The sequence below is a fragment of the Microbacterium paludicola genome (assembly GCF_015235415.1).
GTDB lineage: Bacteria > Actinomycetota > Actinomycetes > Actinomycetales > Microbacteriaceae > Microbacterium > Microbacterium paludicola.
Window position 1 is genome coordinate 1 of the sequence record NZ_JADGLL010000033.1, and the last position, 18,351, is coordinate 18,351.

Sequence of the window (18,351 nt, forward strand, 5' to 3'; positions counted from 1 at the left end):
GCAGAGTCGCCCGCGGATAGCCTGGATCCATGCGCGCGACTCTGCTTCACGGCCCCGGTGACGTCCGCTTCGAAGAGATGCCGGATCCGGTCATCCGCGATCCGCGCAACGCGATCGTGCGGGTGGTCGCATCCTGCGTCTGCGGTTCCGACCTGTGGCGTTATCGCGGCATCACCGGCACCGCGACGGAGCCGCAGCTCATCGGCCACGAGTTCGTCGGGATCGTCGAGGAGGTCGGATCCGACGTCTCGCGCGTGAAGGTCGGCGACTTCGTGATCGCCCCGTTCTACGACTGCGACATGACGTGCGAGAACTGCCGCAACGGCTTCTCGACGTCCTGCCTCGAGATCGGCTGGTGGGGCTCGAAGGACCACGCCGGCCACCCGACGGACGGCGGCCAGGGCGAGTACGTGCGCATCCCGCACGCCGACGGCTCCCTCACGGTCGTGCCGGGCGGGATGCCCGACGAGGCGCTCATCCCGAGCCTGCTGACCCTGTCGGACGTCTTCCTCACCGGCCACCACGCGGCGGTGTCGGCGGGCGTCGGCACCGGATCGACCGTCGTCGTGGTCGGCGACGGGGCGGTCGGGCTCAGCGGCGTGCTCGCCGCGTCGCGCCTGGGTGCCGAGCGGATCGTCGCGATGTCGCGCCACGAGCCGCGGCAGAACCTCGCCCGCCAGTTCGGCGCCACCGACGTGATCGCCGCACGCGGGGACGAGGGAGTCGCCGCGGTGAAGGAGCTCTTCGGCGGCATCGGGCCGGACGCGGTGCTCGAGTGCGTCGGCACGAAGGAGTCGATGGATCAGGCGCTCCGCTCGGCCCGCCCCGGCGGTCAGGTCGGCTTCGTCGGGGTGCCGAATGGCGGCCCCGAACTGCCCGTGCGCACCATGTTCTCCACGAATGTGGGCGTGCGCGGCGGGGTGGCGCCGGTGCGCAACTACATCGACGAGCTGCTTCCCGAGGTGCTGTCGGGGGCGATCGAGCCCGGCCGGGTGTTCGACCTCACCGTGCCGATGGCCGAGGTCGCCGAGGCATACGCCGCGATGGACGAGCGCCGCGCCATCAAGTCGCTGCTGCGGCCGTGACGGCGGTCCTGCTCGCGCTCGCCTCGGCGCTCGCCTACGGCGTCTCCGACTTCTTCGGGGGCATGTTCGCCAAGCGACACAGCGCATGGACGATCGCGTTCTGGGGCCAGCTCGGCGCACTCGCGGCGGCCGGGCTGCTCGCCCTCTGGATCGGCGGGCGCCCGTCCGGCATGGAACTTGTCTGGGCCGCCGTCGCGGGTGTCGGGTCGGCGCTCGGCACCGCGTTCCTGTACCGGGGGCTCGCGAGCGGGCGGATGGGCGTGGTCGCGCCGATCTCGGCCGTCGTCAGCGCGGCCGTGCCGATCGTCGTCGGCGTCGCCACGGGGGAGCGGCCCGCGCCGCTCGTCTGGATCGGGATCGCCGTGGGCCTCGTGGCGATCTGGCTCGTCGCGCGCTCCCCGGATCCCGAGGGCGGCGCCAGGGCGGCGGCCGGGGCGTCGGTGCGCGACGGGATGCTCGCGGGCGCCGGCTTCGGCGCGTACTTCGCCGCGATCGGGCAGGTGCGCGACGAGGCGGGCCTGTGGCCGAACGCCGCGAGCATGGTCGTCGCGGTCGTGGCGCTGCTGGTGATCCTGCTGCTCGTGCGCGCGCCGCTCGGCCTTCCGCCGCGGCGTGCGGGGCTCGCGCTCATCCCCGGTGTGCTCGGCGCGATCGCACTCACGCTCTTCCTGCTCGCGGCGCAGCAGGGCCTGCTCACGGTCGTCGCGGTGATCGCGTCGCTCTACCCGGCGGCGACGGTCATCCTCGCCGCGCTCGTGCTGCACGAGCGCATCCACCGCGGTCAGGCCGTCGGCCTCGCCGCCTGCGCGGTCGCCGTCGCCCTCGTCGCCCTCGGCTGAAGAGGACAGCACCTCGACCGGTTGCTGAGCGAGCGCCAGCGAGCCGATGCGACCCGCCCCAAGCCGCCCGCCCGTGCAAGTCGTCATCTCGACTCGCTGGCGCTCGCTCGATAACCGGGGTCGGGTCCAGGGCCTGTACCCCTGTGCGAACGAAGTGAGCGTGGAGCGAAGCGACCCCGCAGCGCGAAGCGCTGCCGCAACGGAGCGTCAGCGACGGTGCCTCGCTCGCCGAGTGGCGGCGCGGAGCGTCGCCCGAGCGCGTGCGAGCCGCTTCTGAAAAGAACCGTGCGAGCCGCTCCTGAATGGAAAAGTCAACCCCGGTGACTGGGAGACTTGTTCGCCCCTACGGTTGCGCCATGAGTATCGGAACCGGAGTTGTTCTCTTCGTCATCGGCGCGATCCTGGCGTTCGCCCTGGAGGTCGACGTACCCGGCATCAACATGGACCTGGTCGGGTATCTCCTCATGGGCGCCGGAGTCGTCGTCTTCATCATCGGCCTCGTGCTGCTGATGCGCCGCCGCTCGGCGATCGAGCGGACCCGCACCATCGACGGCACTGGCGCTGCCGGCGAGCGGGTCACCGAGCGTCGTACGGATGTCGACCCGTACTGATCCGTCGACGCCTGATCTGATAGGACGACGAAAGGGGTGCCTCCACTCGGTGGAGGCACCCCTTTCACGTCTGCGGCGCTGATTACTTGGCGGCGGCCTTCAGCTTCGAACCCGCGGTCACCTTGACGCGCTTGCCGGCCGGGATCTTGATCTCGGCACCGGTCTGGGGGTTGCGGCCCGTGCGGGCAGCGGTCTCGACCTGCTCGAAGGCGATCCAGCCGGGGATCGAGACCTTCGAGCCCTTGGCGACGGCCTCGGAGACCGTGGTGAAGAGGGCGTCGAGAACGCCCGAGACGGCGGCCTGGCTCTGACCGGTCGCGCTGGCGATGCTCGCAACGAGCTCGGTCTTGGTGATGGACTTGTCGGCCATGTCATCCTCCAGCGGCGCCATCAGGACGCCGCAACGTGATCAATGGACCGGAGACGGATGCCCCCGGGCGATCGTCGATCGCGCCTCGAATGTATCAACGAGGCCCGGAATTCCGCGGATTCCGGCGGGTTTCCGGGCGATTCGGGCGGCGTGTCGCCCTCAGATGTGGCCAATGTGACGGATGTGACCCGTTTCCGGGAGAACCGCGGGATTCCGCGGAATGACGATCCCGGGCGCCGCACGTGGGTTCAGTCGTGCAGCGAACGCAGCGCCGAGACGACATCGGCGTGCCACCGGCGGGCCACGGCGAGCACTCCGGTGAAGATGACCGTGTCGTGCGTGGCACCGAGATACTGCACGGCGCTCGCCTCGACGCCCGCCTCGCGCAGGGCGGCGGCGTAGGCGGTGCCGTCGCCCCGCAGCGGGTCGTACTGCGCCGTCAGGATCACGGCCGGGGGCATCCCCTCGAGCGACTCGGCGCGGATCGGAGACGCGTACGGCTCCCGCGCCATCCGCCGGTGCGGAAGATAGGTGCGCGCGACGGAGGCGAGTTCGCGCGCCATCAGCAGGCTCGGGATGCCCAGCGCGCGCGAGGCGCCGAAGTCGATGTGCCGGCCGGTGAGGTCCACAACGGGGACCTCGAGCAGCTGCAGGCGCACCGGCAGCGCGCGCCGGTCGCGGTTCATCAGGGCGACGGCCGCGGCGATGTTGCCTCCGGCAGACATGCCGGCGAGCGCGATGCGCGCGGGGTCGATGCGCAGAGTCGCGGCGTGCGCGACCACCCACTCGAGCACGGCGTGACCCTGCACCACGGCGGTGGGGTACTTGTGCTCGGGTGCGAGGGCGTAATCGGCGGCGATCATCGCCACGCCCGCCTCCGCCGCACGGCGGCGGCTCGCCGCATCCGTCGTCGGGAAGTCGATCCCACCGATCCGGAACGCGCCGCCGAAGAACGTCACGCAGGCGGGGACCGCCGAATCGGGAAGCCCCTCGGCCGTCGGGTAGTACACGCGCACACGCACGGACGGGTACCCGGCGACCGGCACGACGTGCTCGACGGTGTGCACCGTCGGCGCGGGCGTGCCGACCTTCCGCTGCTCCTCGCGATCCCAGGACAGCGCGATCGCCCGGTGCTCGGCGCGGCGCCTGCTCGGCTGCGGCCGCTGCACGACGCGCTCGCGCGTGGCGGTCTCGTGCGCGCGGGCCTTCTCGGCGGGTGGCGCGGTCTTGACCGCCCCTTCCTCCGACGGGCGCATGAACCACGGCCAGCCGAGGCGCTGCTTCAGGATGTCGAGCGCCTGCGCGATCATGTACTTCTTCTGCCGCTTGAGACGGTCGGCGAAGAACGGGTCGAGGGGCATGCTCCGATCCTATGAATCCCGGACACGCGAAAGGGGCGAGGATCCGGATGGATCCTCGCCCCTTCAGGCGGTGGTGGTGCTTACCAGCTCGACTTGGTCACGCCGGGCAGCTCGCCACGGTGCGCCATGTCGCGGAAGCGGACACGCGAGATGCCGAACTTCGTCAGGACACCGCGGGGGCGGCCGTCGATGACGTCGCGCGAGCGGACGCGGATCGGCGACGCGTTGCGGGGCAGCTTCTGCAGGCCCACGCGAGCGGCCTCGCGCTCCTCGTCGGTCGCGTTGGGGTCGATGAGCTGCTTCTTGAGGGTCGCGCGCTTCTCGGCGTAGCGGGCGACGATCTCCTTGCGCTGCTCGTTACGAGCGATCTTGCTCTTCTTGGCCATGATTAACGCTCCTCGCGGAAGTCGACGTGCTTGCGGACCACCGGGTCGTACTTCTTGAGCACGAGGCGGTCGGGGGTGTTGCGGCGGTTCTTCTTGGTCACGTACGTGTAGCCCGTGCCCGCCGTCGAACGCAGCTTGATGATCGGACGGATGTCCTGAGCCTTCTTGGCCATTAGAGCTTCACACCCTTCGCGAGCAGGTCCTTCACGACCGACTCGATGCCACGGGCATCGATGACCTTGATGCCCTTAGCCGACACGTTCAGCGTGATCTTGCGACCAAGCGAGGGAACGAAGTAGGTCTTCTTCTGCACGTTCGGGTCGAAGCGACGCTTCGTCCGGCGGTGCGAGTGCGAGATGTTGTGACCGAAGCCGGGAACGGCGCCGGTCACCTGGCACACAGCAGCCATAGTGTTTTCTCCTTCAATACCGTGGAGTCAGACGACGCCACCCAAGGTCTCTTGTCTGCACACGACCGACCCGACCCTTGCGGGCTGTGTTCGGGAGGGGGTGTACGAACTGCGCACAGGAGTGCACGCAGACAATCGCCAACTCTACCACACCGGGCGTGTCGCGCTTGACTCGGGCGGATCGGGACGTCGCGGTCGGGGAGAATGGACAGGATGCCCGCCTCCGACTCCCGCCCCGCAGACGACCACCCGGAGCGCTGGACGTCCGATCTGCGCCACGCCTTCACCGGCCTGATCCGGTTCCCCGCCTCGCCCGTGCCCCGCTGGCCGGTCGCCACGCAGGCATCGCTCGCGATCGCCGTGCCGATCGTGGTGATGATCCTGCTCGGCCGTCCCGAGATCGGCTTCCAGGCGTCCACCGGGGCGTTCGCCGCGCTGTTCGCGTCGCGCCTGCCGGCCATCGACCGCGTCCGGGTGGTGCCGTTCGTGGCCCTGGGTCTCGTGATCTGCGCGGCGCTCGGCGCCCTCGTCAGCCCGTCGCTTGCCGCGACGCTCGTCGGGCTCGTGATCGTGTCGATCGCGAGCGCCGCGTTCGCATTCGGCTTCGCGCTCGGCCCGCCCGGGCCGCTGTTCTTCGTGCTGGTGTTCGGGCTGTCCGCGCACGTGTCGGCCGGGGGCGCCGATGGGGTCACGCTCGTGTGCGCAGTCGCCGGCGGCAGCGCGTTCGCGTGGGCGATCACCGCGGCCCCGCTCCTGCTCGGCCGCGCCCGCCGCGTCGCACCCCGCTCGCTGCGCGAGCTGCTCCCCGGCCCGTCGTGGCCCCTGCCGGCCCGGCTGCTGCTCGTGCGGGTCGCGATCGTCGCGGTCGTCGGCACGCTTGTGGGCGTGTGGCTCGACCCCGAGCGTGCGTACTGGATCGTCGGCGCCGCGGTGGGTGTGATCGGCACCGCCGCCGACCGGCGGTCGGCCTTCAGCCGCGGTGTGCACCGCACGGCAGGAACGGTGGCCGGCGCGGGTCTGTGGCTGCTGCTCGCGCTGCTTCCCTGGCAGGGGATCTGGCTCGCGCTCGCGCTCGGCGGGCTGCAGTTCGCGATCGAACTCGTTGTGGTGCGCAACTACGCGCTCGCGCTGCTGTTCATCACGCCGCTGGTGCTGCTGCTGACGGGCGCAGCGACGGGCGACATGCACTCCCCCGCGATCGCCGCCGAGCGCGTCGTCGACACGCTCGCCGGCGCGCTGCTCGGCGCCGTGACGGGCGTGATCCACGCCCGTCGGCGCGACTGACCTCGCGGCCTAGGACGCGCCGCTGCCCGGGCGGAACACCGAGACGGTCGGGTCGCCCGGGATCCAGAACCGCCACGGGTAGGCCGCCGTCCCGGCGAGGCCGGCGACGCCCACGCGCGGGCCGGTCGCGATCCCGGCGAGGGGCCGCTCGAGCACCTGCAGGCGAGCGACGGCGTCGGCCCGGGGCTCCCCCGTGACGGCGTCGATGCCGTCGTGCAGCGCGTGCCGCAGGCCGACCGCGTCGCCGAGCCGGCCGGGGCCGCGGGCGAGGTCGCGGTCGGTGCGTGCGACACCCTTCGCCTCGCGGCGGCGGCGCGCGACATCCGCCCCCGCCACGATCTCGCCCGCCCGCAGCAGGATGCCGTCGCCGCGGCCGACCGGTCCGCAGACGACGTTCACGCACGAGTGGATGCCGTGGCTCAGGTACACGTAGAGGTGCCCCGCCTCGCCCCACATCGTCGCGTTGCGGGCGGTCGGCCCCATCCTCGCGTGCGATCCCGGGTCGGCGATGTCGCCGGATCCGAGCCCGTGATACGCCTCGACCTCAGTGATCCTGACCGTCACGTCGCCGTCGGGAAGCGAAGTCGACAGCAGCGCGCCGAGCAGGCGCGGCGCGACCTCGACAGGCAGTCCCGCAAGATCCTCGCGGCGGACCGGGCGGTGCGGTCCCCCGGCCGCGGACGGGTGCGCGCTCACCACGGGCCGGTCGTGCACCACGAGATGTCGAACCCGGCGAGCACCGACACCTCTTCGCCCGAATCGACCTCGACGATGTGGGTCTGCAGGGTCCGCGGCATCGGCAGGCCGCCGACGTCGTACGGGTTGTTCACGATGTCGGGGGCGACGAGGGCGGCGACATAGCGTCCGCTCGGCGAGACGCAGGCCTGCAGCAGCGCGTCCTGCGACTCTGCCTCGAACAGCGGCCTTGTTGTGCCGTCCTCGGCGACGTGGGCGAGCACCTGCGCCGCGGGGTGCCCGGCCTCGTCCATCCGCTGGAACTGCCGGATGGTCCCCGCGCGCCCCTCCGCGCCCTCGGGCACCGGTGTGACCCTGCCGAGCTGGCCGAGGTCGCGATCCGGTTCGACGAGCGCGCTCTCCTCGCCCGTGGTGAGGTCGAGCTGCCCGATTCCGGAACCGACCCGTTCGACGATCGCGGTGTAGCTGCCGCGCGCGATCGCGTCGATCGTGACGGCGCCGCCGAGCAGCGTCGGATCCGCGTCGCTCTGCGGGTCGGTCAGGATGAGCTCGCCGTCGAAGTCGACGAGCAGCAGCGCCGACGAGTCGGGGACGAACCGCCACTGGTCGACGCTCACCGCCTCGCCGCCGACCTCGATCGGCGTGGGCATCGCCGACGGGTCGCGCAGCTGCGACGTGAACAGCACGCTCGCGTTCGGGGCTCCGGACGGATCCGAGTACGTGTACCCGACGAGGTCGCCGCGGTGCGAGACCTGCAGCCCCTGCACGATCCCCTCGCCCGGCAGCTCGATCGGGGCGACCCCCGACCCGTCGCGGTTCATCACCTGCAGCGCCGAGATCCCGTCCTCGGCGGTGGCCACCACGAGCCGCGTCGACGTCGCGCGGAAGTCCTCGATCACGGGCGCCGAGTACACCGGCACCGCGTTCTCGCCGTCGAGCGTCGAGCGGAAGATCGTGTCGTCGCCCTCCGGGTCGCGCTGGAGCAGCATCACCTCGGCGGGCGGGGCGCGGAACGTCGTCTCGAGGGTCCGCTCCGGACCGCCGCCCACGGCGCGGGCGCCGTCGATGCGCACCGTGTAGTCGGTGTCGTCGTCGAGCGGCACGGTGAACCGCACGCCGACGCTGCGACCGGCGGCATCCACCGTGAACGGCGCGGCGGGGCTCACGCTCACCTGGGCGGGGTCGATCTCGGCGAGCGCCTGGTTCACGGTCAGGATGACCCGCGAACCCGAGACCTCGATCGCCGAGGCCGGGTCGACCTGCACCTCGCTCACGCGCGGCCCCTGGGCGAGGCTCGCCGCCCCGCCGGCACCGGCCAGCACGGCGAGCGCGCCGAGCACCCCGGCGAGCGTCAGGGCGAAACGGCGCAGGCCGGCGCGGCGCCGCTCGCCGCGCCGGGTCGGCTCAGTACTCATACGGATCGTCCGGGGCGGGGATGGGCGTGATCTCGCGCGGCTCGACGACGAGCGCGCCGGAGGCGTTCGTGGTCACGACGCCGTCGACCTCCACCCAGGCCCCGGTCTCGAGGTCGTCCTGCCAGCCGGGCGAGGTGACGGGAAGCGACGCGGGCTGCGCGTCGATCACGCAGTGGGTGATGACGAGGCGACCGAGCCGCATCGTCGCGTCGTCGGTCTCGTCCGGCGTGACGAAGCCGGTCAGGGTGACGTGCGCGCCCTCGAACGTGTCGGGGTTGGTGGCGGTGGAGAACACCGAGGCCCAGTCGCCGACCCCGAAGGTGCTCGTGTCGGCGGCGGCGAGGAGCACGTCGTCGGCTCCGGCGAACAGCGGTGCGGTGCCCGTGTCGCGCGCCATGGCAAGCTCGACGGACAGGGGCGCGGGCGGCAGCACGATCGCCCCCACGGCGACGGCCGAGGCCGCCAGGCCTCCGGCCCACGTGGCGGCGCGGGACAGGGACGATGCCGCGGCGCGAGGAACCACGGGGCGCCCACGTCCCTCGTCGGGCTCCTCACCTCGCGCGGCCCCGTGGTCGTGCCCGTGATCGTGGCCGTGGTCGTCCTCCGCGCCCAGCGGCAGGGCGAACGAGGCGACGGCGCCGACGAGCGCGAGCACCGCCATCCCGATCGCGAACCACGACTGATCCGGATTGATGTAGAGCGCGAGGCGCCCGGTCGCCGCGAGGCCGAGGGTGACGACGGCGAGCACCGAGGCGAGCCCCACGCCGAGCCAGCGTGTGGCGGCGGATCCCCAGAGGTCACGCAACGAGATTCACCCCGATCCCGATCGCGAAGGCCGACAGCAGCACGACCGCGACGATGCCGACGAGCGTGCGGGTGGTGAAGGTCGTGCGCATCAGCGCCAGCATCTTCACGTCGATGAGCGGGCCGACGAGCAGGAACACCACGAGCGAGCCCGGCGAGAAGGTCGAGGCGAACGACAGGGCGAAGAACGCGTCCACGTTCGAGCAGATCGCGACCGTCATCGCCAGCGCGGTCATCGCGACGATCGACAGCACGGGGTTCGACCCGATCGCCAGCAGCGCGTCGCGCGGGATGATCACCTGCACGGCGCCGGCGATCGCCGACCCGACGATCAGCGCGGGCATCACGGCACGCAGCTCGACGACGAACTGCGCCAGGCTGCGGCGCCCGCGGCCGCCGGTCTCGTGCGCCACGACCTCGCACGTGTCGAGGAAGCGCCCCGTCAGCAGGCTCGTCGGATCCGGATGCCGGCTGTAGATCCAGCCGATCAGGTTCGCGATCAGCCATCCGCCGACGATGCGCGCGATCAGGATGCCGCCGTCCCATCCGAACGCGGCATGCGTCGTGATGATCACGATCGGGTTGACGATCGGCGCCGCCACGAGGAACGTCAGCGTCTCGGCGGGAGAGATGCCGCGCATGAGCAGCCCGCGGGCGAACGGCACGTTGCCGCACTCGCACACCGGGATCAGCATGCCGAGCAGCGACAGGACGGCGCGCCGCGCCCACGCCCGCCGCGGCATGATCCGCTCGATCACGCCCGCGGGAAGCCAGACCTGCACGGCGATCGAGAGGATGACGCCGAGCATGACGAACGGGAGCGACTCGATCAGCACGCTGAGCGCGAGCGTCAGGCCGTCCTGCGCGCGCGTCGGCAGCGCCTGCGGGAACAGGCCCGGCGCCAGCACGTCAATCGCGATCAGCAGCGCCACGGCCGCGAGGCCGAGCCCCACGGCGACGACCGGGCCGTTGCGACGCGGACGGCGCGCCGACGGTGCCGGCGCGTGGGAGTGCGTGCGGTCCTCGACCGTCATGCCTTCTGGGCCGCGCACGACTCGCACAGGCCGAAGATGTCGACGACGTGCTCGGCGTCACGGAATCCGTGCTGCGCGGCGGTGTCCTGCGCCCACTTCTCGACGGCCGTCGCCTCGATCTCGACGGCGAGCCCGCACGAGCGGCAGATCAGGTGGTGGTGGTGGCCGCTCATCGCGCACGCACGGTAGAGGGCCTCGCCCTCGGGGCTCTGCAGCGAGTCGGCCTGCCCCGCAGCGGCGAGTCCGGCAAGCGCGCGGTAGACGGTCGCCAGGCCGATGCCGGTGTTCTCGTCCCGCAGCGCGGCGTGCAGGCTCTGCGCGCTCACGAAGCCGCGCGCATCCGCGAGCGCATCGCGCACCCGCTCGCGCTGCCACGTGTTCCGCTGAGCCATGATCCGAGTCTAGGCCGCGACCCTCAGGGCGACCTGGGCGCTGCGCGCGGCGCGCGCGCGGTCCTGGCGCCACGCGATCGCGCGGCACACGACGTAGATGAGGAACGAGATCGTGGTGATGTACGGGCTGACCGGCAGGGTGCCGGCTATCGCGAGCAGGATGCCGCCCACCGCCGAGACGAAGCCGAACAGCGCGGCGAGCAGCGGCACGCCGAGCGGTCCGTGGCTGACGCGCATCGCCGCCGCGGCCGGGGTGACGAGAAGCGCCATCACGAGCAGGGCGCCGATGATGTGCACGGCGACCGCGACGATCAGGCCGAGCAGCAGCATGAACACCAGGCTCACGGCGCTCGTCGGCACACCTCTTGCCTCGGCCGACTGCCCGTCGAGCGAGTCGAACCGCAGCGGGTTCCAGACGAGCAGCAGGCCGACGAGCACGACGACCGAGATGCCGATCAGCCAGCCGAGATCCGGGCTCGAGACCGACACGATCTGGCCCGTGAGCAGGCTGAACCGGTTGGCGCTGCGGCCCTCGTAGAGCGAGAGGAACAGGATGCCGAGCCCCAGGCCGAACGGCATCAGCACGCCGACGATCGAGTTGCGGTCGCGCGCGCGGGCGCCGAGCAGGCCGATCAGCGCCGCGGCGGCCACCGCTCCCGCGATCGAGCCGATCACGACGCTGCCGCCGAACAGCAGCGCGGCGGCAGCACCGGCGAACGACAGCTCGCTGACGCCGTGCACGGCGAACGCCATGTCGCGTTGCATGATGAAGACACCGATCAGGCCGCCCACGATGCCGAGCACGGCCCCGGCGACGACCGAGTTGCCGACGAGCTGCAGCAGCGCACCGTAGTCGTCGAACGAGAAGACGTCGCCCCACTCGAGCGCTCCGACCATCCCCGTTCCGGCGATCCCCGTGCCGAGGCTCACGCGGCGCCCGCCTCGAGCGCCGCCGCCGGGATCTCGCAGTGGTCGTCGGCGTCGGGGATGCCCACCACGACGAGGCGACCGCCCGTGCGCAGCACGTGCACGGGAGCGCCGTACAGGTCGGTGAGCACCTCGGTGCGCAGCACCTCGTCCGGGGTGCCGAGCGTGAAGCGGCCGCCGGCGATGTACAGGATGCGGTCGACGCGGTCGAGGATCGGGTTCACGTCGTGCGTCACGAACAGCACCGCCGCCTCGCGCTCGCGCCGCTCGCGGTCGATGATCGCCGTGACGGCCTGCTGGTTGGCGAGATCGAGGCTCGAGAGCGGCTCATCGCACAGCAGCAGCACCGGCTCGTCCGCCAGAGCCTGCGCCACGCGCAGCCGCTGCTGCTCGCCACCGCTGAGCAGCCCGACCGGACGCTCGGCGTAGTCGGCCGCGCCCACCGCCGAAAGCAGCGCGTCAACGCGGCGGCGGTCGCCGGGACGAGGGATGGGCAGGCCGAACCGCGTGCCCTGGATGCCGAGGGCGACGAGGTCGCGGGCGCGCAGGCTGGTGCCCGGCGGCAGGGGGCGCTGCTGCGGGATGTACCCGATGCGGCGATCGCCGCGGCGGGCCGGGGCACCCGCGACGCGGATCTCGCCCGCGCTGAGTTCCTGCAGGCCGAGGATCGCACGCAGCAGCGTCGTCTTGCCGGAGCCGCTCGGCCCGAGCACGGCGACGAACTCGCCAGGCTGCACCGCGAGATCCAGCCCGGCCCACAGCTCCCGGCCGCGCAGGCGCAGTCCGGCGCCGGAGATCTCGAGCACGGGTGCGGTCATGGAACAAGCCTACTGTCGTACTGATAATCGTTCTCTGGGAGCGGGTCTCTAGACGCCGATCGCCGGGCACCGCCCCGGTGGGAGCGGCGCCCGGCGATCGGGCGCGAGAGCGTGTCAGCCAGCGAGGGCCTGCTCGAGCGCCTCGGCGTTCGCGGTCATCCAGGACACGTACGTCTCGCCCTCGGGAAGCGTCTCGGCGTACTCGACGACGGGCACTCCGGCCTCGCCGGCGGCGTCGATCACCCGCTGGGTCTCGGCTCCCGCGGTCTGCGTGTTCGTGATGAGCACGTCGATCTCGCCGCCCTCGATCGCGTCGAGCGCCGCGAGCAGCGTGGCGGGGGGCACGTCCTGCCCCTCCTCGACGGCCTCGGCGAAGCCCTCGGCCGTTGCGTCCTCGAGCCCGGCGGCCTCCGCCAGGTAGCCGCCGACGGGCTCGGTGAAGAAGGCGTGGGCGCCGCCGTGGTCGGCCGCGATGCCCTCGAGCGATGCCTCGAGACCCTCGATGTCGGCAAGGAGGTCCTCCTGGGAGGCCTGAATGTCGGCACCGGCGTCGGGGAGCAGCTCGCCCAGCTCGGCGCCGAGCGCCTCGACAAGGTCGGCCATGGCGTACGGGTCGTACCAGACGTGCTCGTTGAAGCCCTCGATGTGGTCGTGACCCTCGTGCTCGTGGTCGTGCGCCTCCTCGGTGGCCTCACCCTCGGCGTGCTCGTCCTCCGCGTGCTCGTCCTCCGCGCCGGGGTATTCGTGCGAGTACTCGACGGCGGTGATCACGTGCTCGACGCCGGCTTCGTCGGCGAGCTGCTCCATGAAGGGGTCGTAGCCGCCGCCGTTGAGCACAACGAGGTCGGCCTCCTGCACGGCGAGCTGATCGCGCGCGGTCGCCTCGTACGAGTGCGGATCCTGCGTGGGCGAGTCGACGATCGCGGTCACCTCGGCCGCGTCGCCGACGAGCTCCGACACGAGCGACGCGTAGACGCTGGTCGACGCGACGATCGAGAACCCGGATCCCTCCGCCGCACCGCCGGCGTCCGCGTCGGCACCGGCCGACGAGCAGCCGGCGAGGACGAGCCCGGGAAGGGCGAGGGCGGAAGCGAGCACGAGGCGACGACGGGGCATGGGCACGATCGTAGGCGTAATGAGAATCGTTTTCAAATCGCCCCGGGCGCCTCGATCCGAGCCCCTCCCGCCGGCTCAGTCGAGCAGCAGCGCCGGCTCCTCCAGGATCGCCGCGACGTCCGCGAGGAAGCGGCTCATGGCGTCGCCGTCCACCACGCGGTGATCGAACGATCCCGACACCGTCGTCACCCAGCGCGGGCGCACCTCGCCGTCGACGACCCACGGCTTCTGCCGGATCGCGCCCATCGCGACGATCGCCGACTCGCCGGGATTGATGATCGGCGTCCCCGCATCCATCCCGAACACGCCGATGTTGGTGATGGTGATGGTGCCGCCCTGCTGATCCGCCGGCGTCGTCTTGCCCTCGCGCGCCGTGAGCGTGAGGCGCTCGAGCGCCTTGGCGAGCTCGCGCATGCTGAGGTCCTGCGCGTCCTTGATGTTCGGCACCAGCAGACCGCGCGGGGTGGCCGCGGCGATGCCGAGATTGACGTAGTTGCGCACGTGGATCTTCGCGCCGTCGTCGCCGTCGACCCACGCCGAGTTGATCATCGGCGTGCGGCGCGCGGCCCACAGCACCGCGCGGGCGACGATCAGGAGCGGCGAGACCTTGATGTCGGCGAAGTCGGGCGACGACTTCAGCCGCTTGACGTACTCCATCGTGCGGCTGGCGTCGACGTCGGTCCACACCGACACGTGCGGGGCGGTGTGGGCCGATCCGACCATCGCCGCGGCCGTCGCCTTGCGCACGCCCTTGACCGGCACCTCCTCGATGCGGGCGTCGGGCGCGACCTGGGGCGACGCCTTCGGCGGCACGGGGATCTCCTGCTCGCGCTCGGCGGGCCACTCGGGCGTGGAGATGTTGCGGAACACGCTCGCCTGCTGCGCGTGGCCCATCACGTCGTCGCGCGTGACCTCGTTCGACGGGCCGGACGGGCGCACCTCCGACAGGTCGACGCCGAGGTCGCGCGCGAGCTTGCGGATCGGCGGCTTCGCGATGACACCGACCGACGAGGCGACGGGCTTCTCCGGCTTGTTGCGGCGGCGGGTCTTGGCCTCGCCGCCCGTGCCGTACCCGACGAGGACGGATCCGCCGCCCTCCGTCTCGGCGTGCTGGCCGGGACCGGTCGGCTCGTGGGCGTCGCCGCCCGCGGCCGTCGCGGCATCCGCCGGGACGACCGTGATGATGGGCGAACCCACGTTCACGGTGTCGCCCTCGGCGACGAGAAGCTCGCCGACCGTTCCCGCGAACGGCGAGGGAAGCTCGACAAGCGACTTGGCGGTCTCGATCTCGGCGATGACGTCGTCGACCGCGACCGCGTCGCCGGGGGCGACGTGCCACGACACGATCTCGGCCTCGGTCAGGCCCTCGCCGACGTCGGGGAGGTGGAAGGTCTGCATGATGCGATCCTTACGTCAGTGCCGTCAGTATGCGAGGGCGCGGTCGACCGCTTCGAGCACGCGGTCCGCATCCGGAAGGTAGGAGCCCTCGAGCTTCGCGGGCGGGAACGGGGCGTCGAAGCCCGACACGCGCAGCACGGGAGCCTCGAGCGAGTAGAACGCGCGCTCGGCGATCGTCGCGGCGATCTCGCTGCCGACGCTGGTGCTCTGCGGCGCCTCCTGGGCGACCACAACGCGGCCGGTCGAGCGGACCGAGTCGAGGATCGGGCCGTAGTCGATCGGCGAGAGCGAGCGCAGGTCGATGACCTCGCAGCTCGTCCCCTCCGCCTCGGCGAGGGCGGCTGCCTGCAGCAGCGTCGTCACCATCGCGCCGTGGCCGACGAGGGTCACGTCGGTGCCGCGGCGGACGACACGGCTCGCGTGCAGCGGCAGCGCGCGGCCCGACAGGTCGACCTCGCCCTTCTGCCAGTACTTCGACTTCGGCTCGAGGAAGATCACCGGATCCGTCGAGGTGATCGCATCCTGGATCATCCAGTACGCGTCGTTCGGCGTCGACGGGCTGACGACCCGCAGCCCCGGAGTGTGCGCGAAGTACGCCTCCGGGCTCTCCTGGTGGTGCTCGATCGCGCCGATGTGGCCGCCGTAGGGGATCCGGATGACGACCGGCAGCGAGATCGCTCCTTCGTGCCGGTTGGTGAGCTTGGCCAGCTGCGTGGTGATCTGGTCGAACGCCGGGAACACGAACCCGTCGAACTGGATCTCCACGACCGGCCGGAAGCCGGTCATGGCAAGGCCGATCGCGGTTCCGACGATTCCCGACTCGGCGAGCGGGGTGTCGAGCACGCGGCGCTCGCCGAACTCGGCCTGCAGGCCCTCGGTCACGCGGAACACGCCGCCGAGGCGGCCGATGTCCTCGCCCATCATCAGCACGCGGTCGCTGTCGACCATCGCCTTGCGCAGGCCGGCGTTCAGCGCCTTGGCCAGGGTCATCGTCTCCATGCCGCTCACGCGCCCTCCTCGAACGAAGCCTCGTAGTCGGCGAGCCACTTCCGCTGCTCGTCCATCAGCGGGTGCGGTTCCGAGTAGACGTGCGTGAAGATCGAGTCGCGCGTCGGCGCCTCGAGCTGCAGCGTGCGGGTGCGGGCGTCCGCGGCGAGCGCGGCGGCCTCGGCGTCGACGTCGGCGAAGAACGCCTCGGATGCGCCCCGCGCCTCCAGGAACGCGCGCATCCGCGTGATCGGATCGCGCGCGATCCACGACTGCTCCTCGTCGCTCGTGCGGTACTTGGTCGGGTCGTCGCTCGTGGTGTGCGCGCCCATCCGATACGTGACAGCCTCGATCGCCTGCGGTCCGCCGCCGGCGCGCGCCTCGTCGAGCGCGACCTTCGAGACGGCGTAGCTGGCGAGCACGTCGTTGCCGTCGACGCGGACGCTCGGCATCCCGTAGCCGCCGGCGCGGTTCGCGAGCGGCACGCGCGACTGGGTCGCGACCGGCACCGAGATGGCCCAGTGGTTGTTCTGCAGGAAGAACACCTGCGGGGTCTGGTAGCTCACGGCGAAGACCATCGCCTCGTGCACGTCGCCCTGGCTGGAGGCGCCGTCGCCGTAGTAGACGATCACCGCCTCGTCCTTCTCAGGATCGCCGGATCCGCTTCGCCCGTCGAATTCGATGCCCATCGCGTAGCCCGTCGCGTGAAGGGTCTGCGACCCGAGCACGAGCGTGTAGATGTGCGTGTTGCCGTTCTTCGGGGCGGTCGGGTCCCATCCGCCGTGGCTCACGCCGCGCATGAGCTTGATGATGTCGACCGGATCCACCCCGCGGATCGTGCAGACAACGTGCTCGCGGTACGAGGGGAAGATGTGGTCCTGCGCGCGGGCGGCCCGGGCGGATCCGACCTGCGCGGCCTCCTGGCCCTGCGACGGCGGCCACAGGGCGAGCTGGCCCTGACGCTGCAGCAGCGTCGCCTGCCGGTCGAACGCCCGGATGACCGTCATGTCGCGGTAGAACTGCTCGAGATCGGCGTCGCTCAGCGCGTCGATCAGCGGGAGGTACCGGTCGGCGCTCGCCGACGGCGCGATTGTGCCGTCGGCGCCGAGGATGCGGACGGTCGGGTCGATCTCAGGTTCTGCGGAACCAGCTCCTGGGGAAGTCACCGTTCCACGCTATCCGCGGGGCGGTGCCGGATCGACGAAAGACTCGGGACAACGGATCCGACGATCCCCTGGACATTCCCCACAGACTCATGCGCGGCGAACGATATGAGCGCCCCGCTCAGACGCCGCCGTGGGAGCTCAGGCGCGCAGGGCGCCGGCGATCTCGAGCACCTTCTCGAGCGACTCGTGCTCGCCGATCGAGATGCGCACGCCCTCCGGGAACGGACGCACGATGATCCCGGCGGCATCGAACGCCGTGGCCACGGTGGTCGACTCGAGCGCCTCGGACGCGGGAAGCCAGACGAAGTTGCCCTGCGCATCCGGCACGTCCCAGCCGATCTGGCGAAGGCCGGCGACCAGCGCGCTGCGGCGGGCGACGATCTCGTCCACGCGCTCGTCGAGCTCTGCCTGGTGGGCGAGGCTCGCGACCGCGGCGGCGACCGCGGTCGCGGTGACCGACAGCGGCGTGACCGTGCTGCGGCCGGCATCGAGCACGCGCGGGTGGCCGATGGCGTAGCCGACGCGCAGCGCCGCGAGGCCGTATGCCTTCGAGAAGGTGCGCAGCACGACGACGTTCGCGTGGGCCTCGAAGACCCGCTCCCCCAGGCCGTCGACGGCCTCGGCGTCGCGGACGAACTCGGCGTACGCCTCGTCGAGCAGGATGAGCACATCCGCCGGCACCTTCTCCACGAACGCGTGGAACTCGGCGCTCGTGATGATCGGACCGGTCGGGTTGTTCGGGGTGCACAGCAGGATCACGCGCGTGCGCTCGGTGACCGCCGCCGCCATCGCGTCGAGGTCGTGGCGGCCGTCGGGCAGGTTCGGCACCTGCACGCTGCGCGCACCGGCGACCAGAGCGAGGCTCGGGTACGCCTCGAACGAGCGCCACGAGTACACGACCTCGTCGCCGGCGGTCGCCGCGGCCTGGATGAACGCCTGCAGCAGGGCGACGCTGCCCGCGCCGACGAGCACCGCCTCGGGGTCGACGCCGTACTTCTCGCCCAGCGCGGCGCGCAGGTTCGCCGCGGTCGCGTCGGGGTACCGGTTGAAGTCGACCGCCGCGCGCGCTGCCTCGACGACGCCGGGCAGCGGCTCGAACGGGTTCTCGTTGCTCGACAGCTTGAACCCGCTCGGGTCGGCCGAGCGCCCCTGCTTGTACGGCGGCAGGGCCGCGATCTCGGGGCGGATGCGGGGCAGAACCGGCTGCTCGGACGTCATGCCCGCCAGTCTATTGAGGCCCTCCCCGGTCGTTG

The 18,351-nt window shown here is 71.8% G+C and carries 21 protein-coding genes; 4 read left to right on the forward strand and 17 right to left on the reverse strand.

Annotation, left to right across the window (positions count from 1 at the left end):
* The first annotated feature begins 29 nt into the window (after positions 1–29).
* The 3 genes from IR155_RS11845 to IR155_RS11855 all read left to right on the forward strand — a co-directional run bounded on the left by IR155_RS11845 (position 30) and on the right by IR155_RS11855 (position 2,535).
* Complete coding sequence (locus IR155_RS11845; RefSeq protein ID WP_135115035.1) at positions 30–1,085, forward strand: zinc-dependent alcohol dehydrogenase family protein; 1,056 nt, start codon at positions 30–32, stop codon at positions 1,083–1,085.
* Positions 1,082–1,924, forward strand: coding sequence for an EamA family transporter (locus IR155_RS11850; RefSeq protein ID WP_209306772.1), 843 nt, complete (start codon positions 1,082–1,084; stop codon positions 1,922–1,924). The genes IR155_RS11845 and IR155_RS11850 overlap by 4 nt, the downstream gene beginning before the upstream one ends.
* Positions 1,925–2,280: 356 nt before the next feature.
* On the forward strand, positions 2,281–2,535 hold the full coding sequence (locus IR155_RS11855; protein ID WP_135115036.1) for a DUF6458 family protein: 255 nt from the start codon (positions 2,281–2,283) through the stop codon (positions 2,533–2,535).
* Positions 2,536–2,617: 82 nt separating this feature from the next.
* Here IR155_RS11855 and IR155_RS11860 read toward each other — a convergent pair whose 3' ends face one another.
* From IR155_RS11860 to rpmB, 5 genes are all read right to left on the reverse strand, one after another.
* Positions 2,618–2,905 (reverse strand): HU family DNA-binding protein, encoded by a 288-nt coding sequence (locus IR155_RS11860; protein ID WP_135115037.1) that lies wholly within the window; start codon positions 2,903–2,905, stop codon positions 2,618–2,620.
* A gap of 248 nt (positions 2,906–3,153) precedes the next feature.
* On the reverse strand, positions 3,154–4,266 hold the full coding sequence (locus IR155_RS11865; RefSeq protein ID WP_135115038.1) for an alpha/beta hydrolase: 1,113 nt from the start codon (positions 4,264–4,266) through the stop codon (positions 3,154–3,156).
* Positions 4,267–4,346: 80 nt separating this feature from the next.
* Positions 4,347–4,652, reverse strand: coding sequence for a 30S ribosomal protein S14 (gene rpsN, locus IR155_RS11870; protein ID WP_135115039.1), 306 nt, complete (start codon positions 4,650–4,652; stop codon positions 4,347–4,349).
* Positions 4,653–4,654: 2 nt separating this feature from the next.
* Positions 4,655–4,825, reverse strand: coding sequence for a 50S ribosomal protein L33 (rpmG, locus tag IR155_RS11875; protein ID WP_055987916.1), 171 nt, complete (start codon positions 4,823–4,825; stop codon positions 4,655–4,657).
* Positions 4,825–5,061 (reverse strand): 50S ribosomal protein L28, encoded by a 237-nt coding sequence (gene rpmB / locus IR155_RS11880; protein ID WP_018187658.1) that lies wholly within the window; start codon positions 5,059–5,061, stop codon positions 4,825–4,827. Before rpmB ends, rpmG begins: the two co-directional genes overlap by 1 nt.
* 213 nt (positions 5,062–5,274) lie before the next feature.
* On the opposite strand from rpmB, the gene IR155_RS11885 reads away from it, so the two are divergent.
* Complete coding sequence (locus IR155_RS11885; RefSeq protein ID WP_135115040.1) at positions 5,275–6,345, forward strand: FUSC family protein; 1,071 nt, start codon at positions 5,275–5,277, stop codon at positions 6,343–6,345.
* Positions 6,346–6,354: 9 nt separating this feature from the next.
* On the opposite strand, the gene IR155_RS11890 is transcribed toward IR155_RS11885, so the two are convergent.
* The 12 genes from IR155_RS11890 to IR155_RS11945 all read right to left on the reverse strand — a co-directional run bounded on the left by IR155_RS11890 (position 6,355) and on the right by IR155_RS11945 (position 18,316).
* Complete coding sequence (locus IR155_RS11890; protein WP_135115063.1) at positions 6,355–7,041, reverse strand: DNA-3-methyladenine glycosylase; 687 nt, start codon at positions 7,039–7,041, stop codon at positions 6,355–6,357.
* Complete coding sequence (locus IR155_RS11895; RefSeq protein WP_135115041.1) at positions 7,038–8,456, reverse strand: Ig-like domain-containing domain; 1,419 nt, start codon at positions 8,454–8,456, stop codon at positions 7,038–7,040. The genes IR155_RS11890 and IR155_RS11895 overlap by 4 nt, the downstream gene beginning before the upstream one ends.
* Positions 8,446–9,261, reverse strand: a complete 816-nt coding sequence (locus IR155_RS11900; RefSeq protein WP_135115042.1) for a TIGR03943 family putative permease subunit — start codon at positions 9,259–9,261, stop codon at positions 8,446–8,448. Before IR155_RS11900 ends, IR155_RS11895 begins: the two co-directional genes overlap by 11 nt.
* Positions 9,254–10,294 carry a permease gene (locus IR155_RS11905; protein WP_135115043.1) on the reverse strand — a complete coding sequence of 347 codons (1,041 nt, stop codon included), beginning with the start codon at positions 10,292–10,294 and terminating at the stop codon, positions 9,254–9,256. The genes IR155_RS11900 and IR155_RS11905 overlap by 8 nt, the downstream gene beginning before the upstream one ends.
* Complete coding sequence (locus tag IR155_RS11910) at positions 10,291–10,686, reverse strand: Fur family transcriptional regulator (RefSeq protein WP_135115044.1); 396 nt, start codon at positions 10,684–10,686, stop codon at positions 10,291–10,293. Before IR155_RS11910 ends, IR155_RS11905 begins: the two co-directional genes overlap by 4 nt.
* Before the next feature lie 9 nt (positions 10,687–10,695).
* A complete protein-coding gene (locus IR155_RS11915; RefSeq protein ID WP_135115064.1) occupies positions 10,696–11,583 on the reverse strand; it encodes a metal ABC transporter permease in 888 nt (295 codons plus the stop codon).
* Between the two features lie 29 nt (positions 11,584–11,612).
* Positions 11,613–12,431 (reverse strand): metal ABC transporter ATP-binding protein, encoded by an 819-nt coding sequence (locus IR155_RS11920; protein WP_135115045.1) that lies wholly within the window; start codon positions 12,429–12,431, stop codon positions 11,613–11,615.
* Positions 12,432–12,545: 114 nt separating this feature from the next.
* Complete coding sequence (locus tag IR155_RS11925) at positions 12,546–13,547, reverse strand: metal ABC transporter solute-binding protein, Zn/Mn family (protein ID WP_135115046.1); 1,002 nt, start codon at positions 13,545–13,547, stop codon at positions 12,546–12,548.
* Positions 13,548–13,622: 75 nt separating this feature from the next.
* The gene (locus tag IR155_RS11930) at positions 13,623–14,945 is read right to left on the reverse strand and encodes a dihydrolipoamide acetyltransferase family protein (protein ID WP_135115047.1); all 1,323 of its coding nucleotides are present in this window, start codon (positions 14,943–14,945) and stop codon (positions 13,623–13,625) included.
* A 24-nt stretch (positions 14,946–14,969) separates the two neighbouring features.
* Positions 14,970–15,944, reverse strand: a complete 975-nt coding sequence (locus IR155_RS11935; RefSeq protein WP_135115065.1) for an alpha-ketoacid dehydrogenase subunit beta — start codon at positions 15,942–15,944, stop codon at positions 14,970–14,972.
* Between the two features lie 5 nt (positions 15,945–15,949).
* Positions 15,950–17,098: a thiamine pyrophosphate-dependent dehydrogenase E1 component subunit alpha gene (locus tag IR155_RS11940; RefSeq protein ID WP_233441194.1), complete on the reverse strand. Its 1,149-nt coding sequence runs from the start codon at positions 17,096–17,098 to the stop codon at positions 15,950–15,952.
* Positions 17,099–17,236: 138 nt separating this feature from the next.
* Entirely contained in the window at positions 17,237–18,316 is a 1,080-nt protein-coding gene (locus IR155_RS11945) for a histidinol-phosphate transaminase (RefSeq protein WP_135115048.1), read from the reverse strand.
* Positions 18,317–18,351: the final 35 nt, after the last annotated feature.

Coding starts and splice junctions, on each gene's coding strand:
- rpmB (WP_018187658.1), bottom strand. CDS start 5,061: ATGGCTGCTGTGTGCCAGGTGACCGGCGCCGTTCCCGGCTTCGGTCAC.
- IR155_RS11885 (WP_135115040.1), top strand. CDS start 5,275: ATGCCCGCCTCCGACTCCCGCCCCGCAGACGACCACCCGGAGCGCTGG.
- IR155_RS11860 (WP_135115037.1), bottom strand. CDS start 2,905: ATGGCCGACAAGTCCATCACCAAGACCGAGCTCGTTGCGAGCATCGCC.
- IR155_RS11855 (WP_135115036.1), top strand. CDS start 2,281: ATGAGTATCGGAACCGGAGTTGTTCTCTTCGTCATCGGCGCGATCCTG.
- rpsN (WP_135115039.1), bottom strand. CDS start 4,652: ATGGCCAAGAAGAGCAAGATCGCTCGTAACGAGCAGCGCAAGGAGATC.
- rpmG (WP_055987916.1), bottom strand. CDS start 4,825: ATGGCCAAGAAGGCTCAGGACATCCGTCCGATCATCAAGCTGCGTTCG.
- IR155_RS11845 (WP_135115035.1), top strand. CDS start 30: ATGCGCGCGACTCTGCTTCACGGCCCCGGTGACGTCCGCTTCGAAGAG.
- IR155_RS11925 (WP_135115046.1), bottom strand. CDS start 13,547: ATGCCCCGTCGTCGCCTCGTGCTCGCTTCCGCCCTCGCCCTTCCCGGG.
- IR155_RS11915 (WP_135115064.1), bottom strand. CDS start 11,583: ATGGTCGGAGCGCTCGAGTGGGGCGACGTCTTCTCGTTCGACGACTAC.
- IR155_RS11910 (WP_135115044.1), bottom strand. CDS start 10,686: ATGGCTCAGCGGAACACGTGGCAGCGCGAGCGGGTGCGCGATGCGCTC.
- IR155_RS11905 (WP_135115043.1), bottom strand. CDS start 10,294: ATGACGGTCGAGGACCGCACGCACTCCCACGCGCCGGCACCGTCGGCG.
- IR155_RS11895 (WP_135115041.1), bottom strand. CDS start 8,456: ATGAGTACTGAGCCGACCCGGCGCGGCGAGCGGCGCCGCGCCGGCCTG.
- IR155_RS11935 (WP_135115065.1), bottom strand. CDS start 15,944: ATGGAGACGATGACCCTGGCCAAGGCGCTGAACGCCGGCCTGCGCAAG.
- IR155_RS11930 (WP_135115047.1), bottom strand. CDS start 14,945: ATGCAGACCTTCCACCTCCCCGACGTCGGCGAGGGCCTGACCGAGGCC.
- IR155_RS11865 (WP_135115038.1), bottom strand. CDS start 4,266: ATGCCCCTCGACCCGTTCTTCGCCGACCGTCTCAAGCGGCAGAAGAAG.
- IR155_RS11920 (WP_135115045.1), bottom strand. CDS start 12,431: ATGACCGCACCCGTGCTCGAGATCTCCGGCGCCGGACTGCGCCTGCGC.
- IR155_RS11945 (WP_135115048.1), bottom strand. CDS start 18,316: ATGACGTCCGAGCAGCCGGTTCTGCCCCGCATCCGCCCCGAGATCGCG.